Here is a 12,528-nt window from a genome sequence, read left to right as displayed (position 1 = left end):
GTTTTTGCCCAATTATGAAAACTAATATCTTTTATTAACAGTTTTTTAATTGAGTAAAAATAAGATTGATGGTATCAGCACGAGCAACATTAAATAGACTGAGCAGTTTCTTTGAAATTTTAGCCTGAATACCGTGAAGAGTAATCATTTTCTTATGTAATTCTTCGTTCGTTTGTAGTTGAAGTTTCTACTTATACCTATTCTCTGTAAAACAGCTTAAAAATCATTAAGAGAGGACTTAACAATGTCCAATTTGTCATCTTTTTCTTGCTCCCTCTATTTCCTTTGGGACAAACCTTGCCAATAAGCAAAATTGAAACCCAGACCTGAGAAATGGCCTGCGACTAACAACTTTTACTTTTTATTTTATTAATTATTTATGTTTAAATCTTTATACTCCTCATCTGTCACAGGCCCTAACCAAACTACGTTTCCTTCATCAGAATTCAAACTGATTGCGATGTGCGCAAATTCGCTGTCAGGTGCTGCTCCATGCCAGTGTACAACATCTCTTGGAATTTCAACGACATCTCCTTTATTTAATAATTGGGCTGGCTGGCCTAAAGCCTGGTAATATCCTTTGCCTTTGGTGATAAAAAGAACCTGACCTCCAGGGTGAGAATGCCAGTTTGTCCTTGCTTTGGGCTCGAAGGTTACATTTCCAAACCTTGCGTACAGGGTACTGTCGTTAGCTCCCATCATTTGAACCCACACAGTTCCCGAGAAATTATTACTGGCAATTTTTTCTCCTTTTGGAAATATTGATTCGTTTTGCTTACTGGTTTCACTTGAATTATTTCCCGAGTTACATGCAGAAATTACAATTATTAAAAGGATTGAGATGTATTTAAAAGTATGTTTCATATTGTTCATTTTAGATTTTTTACAAAAATTACAATTACCTGTTCTTAAGAATTTCATTGAGAACAGCCTGCGCAGCTTTCGCTTCTTTTTTACCCACTTTTGATTTAAGCACACTTACAAATTCGATTAATTGTTCCGACGTGTAACCTATATTCAAACAAATTGATAAGTGACTTTGTAACATCGGTTCTGCGCCTCCAATGGCACTAATTACCGAAACTGTTACCAGTTCGCGTTCTGCATAAGTTAAAATATCGCGGTCGAAAAGATCGGCGAAAAGATGTTCTTTCAGAAAAATCTCGATAACCGGTGCGAATGCAGCATAACCGGTTTGAGTTTCGGACAATGGTCTTCCGATAAGTGTTTCGAGGTTTGCTTTACCACGGTCATATTTGCTGCGGTCGTCATTTAATGAAGATGCATTAGGTCCCGATTCATCCTTTATCCCCTTTGCTTCCCGTTCTTCAAGCACTCCCATGAAAGTCTGTAACCCGCGAATACTGCGTGGAAATCCACAATAGGCATAAAGATGAACCATTATCTCTTTAATTTCGTTAACGGTGAGGCCGGCATCTAAGCCTGCGTTCAACGCCGGTTTTAATCGTTGTAACTTACCCTGCGCAGTTAGTGCTGCAATGGGAATTATACTTTCCTGCTTTGCGCTTAAGGTCTTATTAGTTTCTGACATATCCTGAGCATTTAAACTACCGCTCAAAAAACTAATAATAGTGAATCCTATAAATATTTTGACTAGTAATCTGTTCATTGTAACTGTTGTTGGTAACTAATATTCTTTCGCTTAGATTCCACCTCGGGATTGTATTTTAGCTCTATCCTTAAATGCCTTTTCAATTACATCCAGCCTGGCTTTTCTCGGATCGGGATTGCCAACCGGCTTCCCGTCAGGCTGGACATCTAGGATGTTTTCATCCTGCGTATTATAAAGCGGCCAAACTGGTAGTCCTTCCCCATTCGGATCGCCGGTTTTGGCAAAATTTGTCCAGTAGGCATTCATCATTTTTGCAACTTCTTTTTCTTCCGGGGCTACAGGAGATCCATCACGGTTCATCAGGTTACCGAATACAAATCCAACTTCGGTTCCGTGACCGGCACCATACCTCGCCCACTGTTTCATGGCCGCAGGAACAAGTCCAAAATGGTAAACGTAGCTCGGTTCCCCAACAGCAATAAAAGCTCTTGCAGTAAACCTTGCAGGCTCAGCCCACACCCAGTCAGTGTTAAACAATGTTTGTACCTCAGCAAATTCTTTGTTCCCATCAGGATCGTAGGCGGCTTTTGCTTCTGCTTCCAGTTCGCCGAATTGTGAAAACAATTCTTCCTTTGTGGTGGCCGTGCTTACAAAAGCACCACCAATTTCAGCGCTGCAATTTCCTATAATAAGCGGAACCTTAGCCTGTCGGCCAGCGTTATACGCGCTCTCCGAAGTTTCAACAACGAGTGTACCATCCAGAATCGGTCCTGAATAAATACGTGGCCCGCCCGGTCCGTCTGTTTCCTGTCCTCCGTCTACTATTTCTTCAACTGGTAGTACACGAAGTTTTGCCAAAGCAGCTGCATCTGTACCTTCAATCCCATGTTTTTTTGCAAAGTTTACCCCAATCGTTTCTGCTGAAACCGGATAAAGAGGATCTGCATTTTCTTTGTTAATTGGTCTTCCGGTAAGAACACCGTCTCTGCCACCACTCGATTCACCAATTGCTTTCTGGTATAGGCCATTTGCAACCGGAATGGTTAATAATGAATGAACAGATACTCCACCTGCAGATTGTCCGAAAATGGTCACATTATTGGGATCACCTCCGAATACAGCGATATTATCCTTCACCCATCGTAAAGCTGCAATCTGATCCATAAAAGCGTAACTACCTTTTGGCTCTTCCGGGTGCTCTTTAGTTAGTGCCGGAAATGCAAAATGTCCCAATCGTCCAAGCCGGTAGTTGATCGTTACCAGTATAACGCCTTGTTTGACGAACTTATCTCCTGACGTACCTGAACCTGAACCACCAGTGAACCCGCCGCCATGAATCCAAACCATAACTGGCAATTTAGAACCAGATCGGGCGTCAGCAGGTTTCCACAAATTCAAGTAGAGACAATCTTCTGAAGAGCCTGCCTGGATGGTTCCGGGAGCTGCTCCCCAGCCTCCTTGTGCACAATTCGGTCCAAACTCACTCGCGTCTCGAACACCTTTCCAGGGTTTTACCGGTTGTGGCGGACGCCAGCGAAATTCGCCAACGGGTGGGGCCGCAAAAGGTATTCCTTTAAATATAGAGACATCGCCTTCTGTTACACCTCTCAGTATACCTGATTTGATTTTTACCTCAGTTCTTTTTGTCTCTTGCGCATTTATAGAAAAAGCTATCAAAAGGACCATTAATATGGATAATGTTGATTTCATTTCATTTTCGTTATAAGTTTATCCTCAATCGGATTAATTAGGAATAATGCAGCATTAAAGCTTTGGCGGAGCTTCAACCTTGGAAAATTGTAATACAAATTCCGGCAACCGTTCTCCTAAAATTTGAACAGTTTCTAGTTCCTTGTTGAATTGTTGCCATTCTTCAGCAGTGAATTTAATCGAGTCGGCACCAATGTTTTCCAGCATGTGTGCCATTTGAGTTGTACCAGGAATCGGGACTATCCATGGTTTTTGTTCTAATAACCATGCCAGTGAAACCTGACCTGGTGTTGCTTGTTTTTTATTGCCCCACTTCTGAAGTAAACTAACAAGTGCCAGGTTATTGGTTATGCTTTCAGGAGAAAACCGAGACTCCATACCACGAATGTCGCCTTGGGCAAAACGTGTGTGTGCATCAATTGCACCTGTCAGGAATCCAACACCAAGCGGGCTCCATGGAACAAATCCAATACCCAATTCTTCGCAAAGTGGAATAACATCCTTGTCAGAGTCATGATATAATAATGAATGTTCATTTTGAATGGCAGTTACAGGATGCTCTTTGTGCGCTCTTCTGACCGTTTGCAACCCCGGTTCCGACAGCCCGTAATGCAATACTTTTCCTTCTTTAATCAGGTCTTTTATAGCCCCAACAACATCTTCGATTGGCACTTCAGGATCAACACGATGTTGATACAACAAATCAATTCGGTCGGTTTGTAAGCGTTTCAGCATTCCTTCCACAACTAGCTTAATGTGCTTTGGTTTGCTATTGAGTCCCGGTAAACGTTGCCCGGTTTCCTGATCGATGTTCCAACCGAATTTTGTTTCGATGACAACTTCATCACGAAAACCTTTCACACCTTCACCTAAAATACGTTCAACTTCAAATGGGCCATAAGCTTCAGCCGCATCAAACAAGGTTACGCCATTGTCAAAGGCTGCACGAATAATTTTGAGCATTTCGGAACGAGTTGGAATAGTTGTCTGATACGTCCGGCTCATATTCTGAACACCAAGACCTATACTTGAAACTTCCAACTGTCCGCCAAGTGTGCGACGACTTAGTTTGGATGTTCCGGCATTTCGGTTTAACTCGCTATCAGAAATGTTTCGCCCAAATACTTTATTTGTCCCGGTGGCTGATGCGAGCATAGATCCTCCGGCAATTACCGCTCCGGTTTTAAAGAATCTCCGGCGGTTAAGACCCCGGTTTGATTTATTATCTTCTGATTTGTTCATTGCTGTGTGGTTTTAGATAAATTAATGATCTCCTGGTGTTAGTAATCGTGTGAACGAAAGTGAGCCTAACATCCATTTTCCATCTTGTTTTATATACACTTCGGTAACTTCAAACGGATTGGTAACCTCGTTTCCACCAACTTCTGCCAACAGGTCAATTCGATTCAGAAGAATAGCAGTATTATCGATGATATTCACCGAAACCTCGTGTATGTCAGCTTTTTTGTACCAAATACCACCACTTTTGATGATACCGAGTTCCTGCTCAGTTCCCCAATGTCCCCCCATGTGAACAAATTCGGCTTTTGGGTGAAAGAGCTTACTCAGTTCATCAACATTTTTATCCGCCATCCATTGCCATTTGTCTTTTGATAGCTGAATAATTTTCTGTTCCGCATCAGTATTTTGAGCGAAAGACCACTGTACGCAAAGAAGTAGTGCAAATAGTCCGATGATTTTTGTTTTCATAGTCGTATAATTTTATTGATTAGTAGTTGTTTCCAAATATCTTCCAAAGAACTCATCGAGCTTATTCATCGCCTGATTGACATATTCAGGAACATAATAGGTTTTAATGTGCGTTGCTCCGTCAATCAAAAACAATTCCTTGTTTTTAGCATTGATAGCTTTCGCAAATGCCTCATCGGTCATATACTTTGTATCTGCTTTGCTACCGGCCATCATCAGTAAAGGCTGGTTGATTAATTCAATTTGGTCTGTTGCGTCCCAGGTCATTAAATCCATTAAGCTACTTGTTGTGTACAAAAAAGTTGAATTTGGATGCTTGTGAGTTCTATAATAATATTCAAATCCTTCGCGATACAAATCAGTTGGGGTTTTAGCGATTTCTTCATCTGTTATGCTCGCCACGCCCGAATAGATAATTTTACCGCCTGCCGCTTCTTGTGCACGGGCATCCGAAGCTTGTTTCATGCGTTCCTGAATAGTGTTTAATTGGGAATTTTGAAAGCCATTACGTCTTACTTCACCAGAATTAAACATACTCAAAGTAGCAACAGCCTTAATTCGCTTATCCGATTGAACTGCTTTTAGTGTATAACCACCGCCACCACAAATTCCTAAGGCACCCAAATGGTCTGCATCAGCACCCGGATATTGGGAAATAAAGTCAATCATTCCATGAATGTCACCAACGCGGTTTTGGGGTTTATCTGTATGCCGGGGCTCTCCGCCGCTGGCGCCCTGGTATGACGCATCGGCAGCAATTGTGATGTAACCCAACTCTGCCAGACGCTGTGCATATAGTCCGGCCACCTGTTCTTTAACGCCACCGTTAGGGTGAGCCACCACCACTGCCAAATACTTCTTTTCCGGATCGTAATTTGTCGGAGTGTAAACATTGGCCGAAATATCAATTCCGTTCAGTTTGTAGTTTACCGGGTGAATATTCACTGTCCCGGGCACATTTACAGTAATAGCATCCTTGTAAACAAGACCAAAAGGATTGTCTGTTTTATTTTGAGCCGAAGCAATTATGCTTGTTGTCATAATTATTGTACTAATTATATTTTTCATTATTATATTTTTCATTTTCAATAAGTTATTTGATTAAATATTTATACTAGGTGAATCAATTAAAATCATCAATTACTAATTGTTTGTTATTACTTGTGAAAGCCATTTATCAAATTCGATTATCCATTGACCATCAGCCGCGCCAAAACCATGAGGCCAATCTCGCAAAACATGGGATTCAGCTGAAACATTAGCCTCCTGCAATGCAGCCACACATAATTCAAATTGGTGAACAAAAGGATCTCTTGTACCATAAAGAAAATAGGTTGGAGGTAAATCAGATGATTTAAACTTTTCTACATCTGTAGATGCAACACTTAATCTTCCATAAAAAGAGTATATCATTCCAACAGCACATGCATCTGCCCGAATGTTATCCAATGCATCCGGCATGTAATCCGAGTCAAGGACACTTCCATTAACATTTCCATCAAAATTTAGAAGCACTTCACCACACAATATGCCACCGGCGGAAAATCCCGCAATCGCAATATCGTCTTCGTTAATTCCTAACTCATTGACATGACTTCGCACAATTCTAATTGCACGGGCTAAATCCAAAGCTCCTTCCTGCATGGTATATGGGCGTAATCGATAATTCACCACAAAACACTGATACCCAAGTGCGCTTAAATATTCAGCTACAGGTGCACCTTCATTTTCGGAACGAAATTGAAAAGCACCACCGGGACAAATAAGCACCGCCCCTTTGGGTGTCAAACCCACTTTAACCGGATAATAAACCATGCTAGGGCGAAATTCAGGTGGATCGAAATAATTGGAATTGTTTACGGTATAAATGGTAGTTGCCGGAACATTTCCTTCATTCCATAAATAATTTATTTTCTGAAGACTACTTTGTACTTCCCCTCTATCCATATGACGTTCCCAAAAATCAATAGCCAAATCCAGCCAACCCTCAGCATCGCTTCCTGTTCCTATTCCAAAACCATGTCCGGCTCTTTCGTATCGTTGATATTCAACTTCAACACCTGCGTTACGTAAATTCGCAACACGGTTCTCTACTGTATTGATATTCACGATCCCATCATTGGCAGCCACCGTAATGAATGTTGGAGAAAAACTACTTGAGTAGGTGGATTGACCGGTATAAGCAATTATAGCCGTTGCTGGTTTTGGCAAATTATCACCGCCATAAGCAGCTACACCTCTTAATGCGATGTCTCCAACCATTCTGGCTCCTGCAGAGCCTCCCAGTAATGAGTAATCAACAGTATCAATACCCAATTCAGCAGCATTTCTGAATATATAGGAAATTGCCGCAGCCAAATCCTCAGAAGCTATTTGCTCACCGCCAATCCGATACCGAATAACAAATGCATTATATCCCTTATCACTTACCACCTTTGCCAGTGGGAACCCCTCGTGCAGTGAGCCTACGTATGAAAAACCACCACCCGGACAAATAATGGTAAATGGGGCGCCTGGATTCCCTCTAAAAAAGAACAACCCGGTATTTTCCTTAGAAGGATTACTTTGTTTTTGTTCTTCGGTATAGAAATCATAAAATATATTGCTCCCCTCATTTACATCGTCTATCATGCGATTAAGAGCCTCAACAACATCTTCCGGTACTACATGTCCATGATAAGGCATAAGGGTTCCAACGTTATTCAAGCTGGTATTATAGTATCCAGAATTATCATCATGAGGTAACAACAACTTTCCAAAGCCTTCAAATGCAGGATGATTCACTATATCCCGAACATAACTATTTGTCGTAAGATGACTATACATCTCATCGGGTTTTTCAATATTGTCTTTACTCTCTTGATTATCAATTGTTTTGTCGATATATTTATCCGAACAACTTAATAGCAATAGTCCGGTTAACAGAAACAGAATTGTGACATTGCTGAAAAAAGGCGGATTATTACTATTCTTTCGCGATCCTGAATAATGTTTCTTTGCCATGTTGACCATAATATATTTCTTATAAAAGCCATGCAATACAAGATTATAAACCGACTAAAGATCGAGCTTGCGACTGCCCATCCATTTGATAATTTCCGGGTCACGATGATCGAAAAAGCTGGAGGTTTTTGTATCAAGCGTAGCGATAGCTTCCATATCGTCACTGCTAAGTTCAAAATCAAACACATTGAAGTTTTCAGCCATTCTTTCTTTTCTGACTGACTTAGGTATCACAATTACCCCTCTTTGTGTTAACCAACGGAGCACCACCTGTGCAACTGATTTATTATATTTTTTACCAATTTCAGATAAAAGTTCATTGGTAAACAGGTTGTTCCTTCCTTCAGCAAAAGGCCCCCAGGATTCTATCTGAACGCCATTGTCTATAAGGAATTTTTGATTTTCGATTTGTTGATTGAACGGATGCGTTTCGACCTGGTTTACAGCGGGAGCAATTTCATTAAAAGTGATGATATCCATTAGTCTATCGGGTTGAAAATTACTCACACCAATGGCTCTTACTTTGCCTTCTTTGTAAAGCTCTTCCATGGCTCTCCACGATCCGTGCACATCACCGTAAGGTTGATGAATCAGGTACAAGTCGAGGTAATCCAGTTGAAGCTTTTTCAATGAACTCTCAAAAGATATTTTTGTGTTTTCGTACCCGGTATGTTGAACCCATAGTTTTGAGGTTACAAAAAAATCTTCCCTTGTTACACCGCTTTTTTTTATTGCATTCCCAACCGCAATTTCGTTCATATACGAAGAGGCAGTATCAATCAAGCGGTATCCGGTTTCTATCGCGTTTAGCACGCTGTTTTCGCATTCTTCCTGATTAGCGATTTGAAATACTCCAAATCCGAGGATTGGCATTTCTACTCCATTATTTAACTTTACTGTTTTCATCTTCATTTTATCTTGCTTTGTTTATCAAGCCCTTTTTCAATTAGCCAGTCTTCCATAAGATCAGCTATTTCCACATTGTTTAAATCTGAAAATGGGAAGTGTGTGTTTCCTTTAATTCCTATTTCAGGAAGATGAATAACTGTTACATCACCTCCGTGTTTGTTAACGGCATCTCTCCAAATCCTGGCCATTTCCAAACGGGCACGCCAGCCATCCGTTCCTGGATTTGGATCAGGTTTCTCAGGAATGAAATCGCCATAATATATGATAATGGGGATCTCTGTGAGTTTCATAAATTCTTCCATAGGAACACCGGTTGCTACCAACGGACCAGCTGAGTTTTCAATCGGCTCAGGCACTTCCCCTTCCGGGAAAACGAATCCGCTGCCTGGCTCATAGGAAACTACTGCTTTTATGTTCTGATTCTTAATTGCAGTCAACCAGCCCATCCCTCCCGCATGTGAATGTGTAAGAAGAATACCTTCTCCGATTTTATCGAACAATGCAGATACGGCATTTACATTCACATCATAATCAATGGGGCCAATATTGGGTACCATCTGCCGAAAATACTGATTGAGAGCCTCAGGATCTTTTGAAAACTGTACACCCGGGAAAAAATCGGGCCATTCACCAACACGAAAAGTATTAAACCAAAACTGTTCATCAGGAGTTGGTGCAATTGTTGCTTCCTCCATACTTCGTCCTGCATTTCCGCGTCTCGGTTGATCAATCAGATAAACACCAAACTTTCTTCTTAAAAATATATTCTGATAGCCCTCGCGTCCATCAGGCGTTGTTTCGAAGGTTTTCGAAAACTGACCGATTCCATGCCACATTACCAAAGGATATTTTCGGGCTTGTGCCGGAATTTGATAAAAAACATAAGCGTGGTCTCCATGAAAAGTTTGCCCTTCCGGTGTGCGTGTAATTGTGTTGAAAATTCCTGGATTTTTTTTAACAGTTCCTCCAACTGCAAAACTTCCCTGTTCGCGAATAACCAAAGGATTCTCGCCAATCGTATTTTTTGAATCATTTGTCGCACAAGCGAAAAAAACAAGCACTATGATAAGCTGAAAAAAAATGTTCCACAATTTTGATCTGCTAATTCGACTTTGGGAGGCATTGTTCAAATATCCTGCTTTCCTCGTGAAATTTTCATGTTTCATGCTATTATAGTTTTCATTATCACAAAATTATGGACTATTCGCATAAATATTTGTATACAAATTACTGTATTGCCTACCATTTTTACGGATATCAGCTTTAAGATGATGTATGCTTTGGGGGGAATGATTATTTTTGTATCTAAATAATAGTACAGTTATGGATAAGATGCATCAATTTGATACTGTAAGTTCATACAATGCCTTGAACAATCATGAAACACTCCATCCACTGGTTAGCGTCATTAATTTTTCGAACGCAAACCCAAGAAGCTGGGGTAAAGACGAGAATGTCAGGATTAATTATGGGCTGTATTGTATCTTCTTGAAAGAAGTAAAATGCGGTGACTTAAAATACGGCCGTAATTACTATGATTACCAAGAAGGTACTTTGGTCTTTGTATCTCCTGGTCAAGTCATGGAAATAGAAACCGATGGTAAGGTTTATCAACCCAAAGGGTATGCTTTGGTTTTTCATCCAGACCTGATACAGGGAACAAATCTTGCCAAAAGTATCCATGAATATCACTTTTTCAGTTACAGTGCTAATGAAGCATTGCATTTATCCGAACGGGAAAGACATATTGTTTTGGACTGTTTTTCGAAAATAAGGCACGAATTACAGCAAGGTGTTGACAAACACAGTAAAAAACTTATCACCTCGAATATTGAGTTATTTCTGAACTACTGTGAACGTTTTTACGATCGACAGTTCATTACTCGGGAAAATGTCATTAAAGGAACTTTGGAAAAGTTTGAGGAACTTTTAAATGGTTATTTTTTGTCGGATAAACCCCAGGCAATTGGCTTGCCTTCTGTTGCTTATTTTGCCGGAGAACTTCATTTGTCGGCCAACTATTTTGGTGATATGATAAAAAAGGAAACAGGGAAATCAGCAAAGGAATACATCCAATACAAAATTATTGAGCTGGCCAAAAACAAAATATTCAATAAAAATAAATCAGTGAGTGAAATAGCGTTTGAGTTGGGTTTCAAATATCCTCAACATTTCAGTAGAATGTTTAAGAGTGAGACTGGTTTTACACCGAATGAATTTAGGGCAACACTGAACTAAACTCATTTACAAACCAAATTCAAGCAAAGGGATTTTTTGTAAAAAATAGTTGTGCCATTTTTAATTTCTCCTTTTTCAACCCATTCTGAACCGGGAGGATTAGATAATAGTAATTGTCAATTTATTTATTTGTCACGTACCTTGTATTCTCTCACTTCTTCACTTTAGTAGCTAACTGCAATATACCTTTTGCAAAAATGGTTAATGCAGAGAAAATAGCAAACACGGCGATAATCCAACTCATATTCCAAGGGTTACCGGAACCATCGCCCAGCCAACTCAACAAAAGAGTCGATACAATCCCGCTACCATATTGTAAAGCCCCAAGTAAAGCCGATGCCGCACCTGCCATTTCTGGTACTTTATCTAATGCAGCAGCAGTGGTAGAGGCTGCAATAATGCCGTTCATGGAAAAGAAGAAAAATACAGGAATGACAACTCCATAAATTCCTCCGATATGCCATTTTACGAAAATTGCCAAGACAATTCCTGCTGACATGGCTATTGCCGTAGAAACTTTTAGTAAAAAATCTAAATTGTATTTTCTAACCAAAATGCGATTTGCAAAGCTCAGTCCCATAATTCCTAAAATATTTATGGCGAATAACCAACCATAATTTTGTGGTCTTACACCAAAATAGGTGATGTAAACCGCGGGAGAACCGGCAATGAACGAGTAGGCTCCAACGTAAAAAAATGTTACACATAGAACATATGCCATGAACTTTCTGTTTCTAAACAAGATACCGTAGCTTCTAAAAGCATCCCATACCGAAGTATTCCTGTGGTTTTCCTTAGATAATGTTTCCGGTAACTTCACTAAAGAAATCAGCATTATTACCCCAATGACTGCCAGCAACCAAAAGATACTGTGCCAGGAACTAAATTTTAGTAATTGTCCGCCTAAAAGAGGCCCTGCAATGGGTGCCAGCGCCATCAAAATCATCAAAGTTGACAGCATCTCGGCAGCTTTTATGCGATCAAACATGTCGCGCACCATAGCCCTCGAAAGCATTGGCCCTACACAAGCGCCAAATGCCTGTACAACCCGGGCAATCATAATTCCGGTAATGGTTTGTGAAATGGCGCAACCAACGGAGCCAATGATAAACAAGGCTAAACCGATAACGAGAGGAATTTTCCTTCCGAACTGGTCGCTAATTGGGCCCCAAAATATTTGCGCAATCGCAAATCCAATTAGAAACCCAGTAATCGTCAGCTCTATGTCTCCCTGCAAATCCTTATGCATCTGTGGCATGGCAGGAAGGTAAATATCTGTTGACAACGATGTAAAAGCCATTAGTCCCCCCAAAATAACCAGGACAAACACATCGATAGACATGCTTGTCCTGGTCAATCTCTTCTTCATATTTTATTGTCTTTTT

At 40.4% G+C, this 12,528-nt stretch carries 11 protein-coding genes; 1 reads left to right on the top strand and 10 read right to left on the bottom strand.

Annotated features, from left to right (window positions below; genetic code table 11):
* Window positions 1-369: 369 nt before the first annotated feature.
* From K5G00_RS21270 to K5G00_RS21230, 9 genes are all read right to left on the bottom strand, one after another.
* A complete protein-coding gene (locus K5G00_RS21270) occupies window positions 370-864 on the bottom strand; it encodes a cupin domain-containing protein (protein WP_238768290.1) in 495 nt (164 codons plus the stop codon).
* Between the two features lie 34 nt (window positions 865-898).
* A complete protein-coding gene (locus K5G00_RS21265) occupies window positions 899-1,630 on the bottom strand; it encodes a carboxymuconolactone decarboxylase family protein (protein ID WP_238768288.1) in 732 nt (243 codons plus the stop codon).
* A gap of 33 nt (window positions 1,631-1,663) precedes the next feature.
* Window positions 1,664-3,283, bottom strand: coding sequence for a carboxylesterase/lipase family protein (locus tag K5G00_RS21260; protein WP_238768286.1), 1,620 nt, complete (start codon window positions 3,281-3,283; stop codon window positions 1,664-1,666).
* Window positions 3,284-3,337: 54 nt separating this feature from the next.
* A complete protein-coding gene (locus K5G00_RS21255; protein ID WP_238768285.1) occupies window positions 3,338-4,525 on the bottom strand; it encodes an aldo/keto reductase in 1,188 nt (395 codons plus the stop codon).
* A 21-nt stretch (window positions 4,526-4,546) separates the two neighbouring features.
* Complete coding sequence (locus K5G00_RS21250; protein ID WP_238768282.1) at window positions 4,547-4,993, bottom strand: nuclear transport factor 2 family protein; 447 nt, start codon at window positions 4,991-4,993, stop codon at window positions 4,547-4,549.
* A 12-nt stretch (window positions 4,994-5,005) separates the two neighbouring features.
* Window positions 5,006-6,061, bottom strand: coding sequence for an alpha/beta hydrolase (locus tag K5G00_RS21245; RefSeq protein ID WP_238768280.1), 1,056 nt, complete (start codon window positions 6,059-6,061; stop codon window positions 5,006-5,008).
* Between the two features lie 75 nt (window positions 6,062-6,136).
* Window positions 6,137-7,996 carry an alpha/beta hydrolase gene (locus K5G00_RS21240; RefSeq protein ID WP_238768278.1) on the bottom strand — a complete coding sequence of 620 codons (1,860 nt, stop codon included), beginning with the start codon at window positions 7,994-7,996 and terminating at the stop codon, window positions 6,137-6,139.
* 54 nt (window positions 7,997-8,050) lie between these two features.
* A complete protein-coding gene (locus tag K5G00_RS21235; RefSeq protein WP_238768276.1) occupies window positions 8,051-8,902 on the bottom strand; it encodes an aldo/keto reductase in 852 nt (283 codons plus the stop codon).
* Window positions 8,903-8,904: 2 nt separating this feature from the next.
* On the bottom strand, window positions 8,905-10,071 hold the full coding sequence (locus K5G00_RS21230; protein WP_238768274.1) for an alpha/beta hydrolase: 1,167 nt from the start codon (window positions 10,069-10,071) through the stop codon (window positions 8,905-8,907).
* Between the two features lie 157 nt (window positions 10,072-10,228).
* Here K5G00_RS21230 and K5G00_RS21225 point away from each other — a divergent pair, with 157 nt between their 5' ends.
* Window positions 10,229-11,143 carry a helix-turn-helix domain-containing protein gene (locus K5G00_RS21225; RefSeq protein WP_238768272.1) on the top strand — a complete coding sequence of 305 codons (915 nt, stop codon included), beginning with the start codon at window positions 10,229-10,231 and terminating at the stop codon, window positions 11,141-11,143.
* A gap of 151 nt (window positions 11,144-11,294) precedes the next feature.
* Here the strand turns inward: K5G00_RS21225 and K5G00_RS21220 are convergent, their stop codons facing one another.
* Window positions 11,295-12,512, bottom strand: a complete 1,218-nt coding sequence (locus K5G00_RS21220) for a multidrug effflux MFS transporter (RefSeq protein ID WP_238768270.1) — start codon at window positions 12,510-12,512, stop codon at window positions 11,295-11,297.
* Between the last annotated feature and the right edge of the window lie 16 nt (window positions 12,513-12,528).

The organism is Maribellus maritimus, assembly GCF_022267315.1.
In the GTDB taxonomy this organism is placed as follows: Bacteria; Bacteroidota; Bacteroidia; order Bacteroidales; family Prolixibacteraceae; genus Draconibacterium; species Draconibacterium maritimum.
Note: the sequence above shows the minus strand (reverse complement) of the source record. Positions and strands in the feature narration are given on the sequence as shown.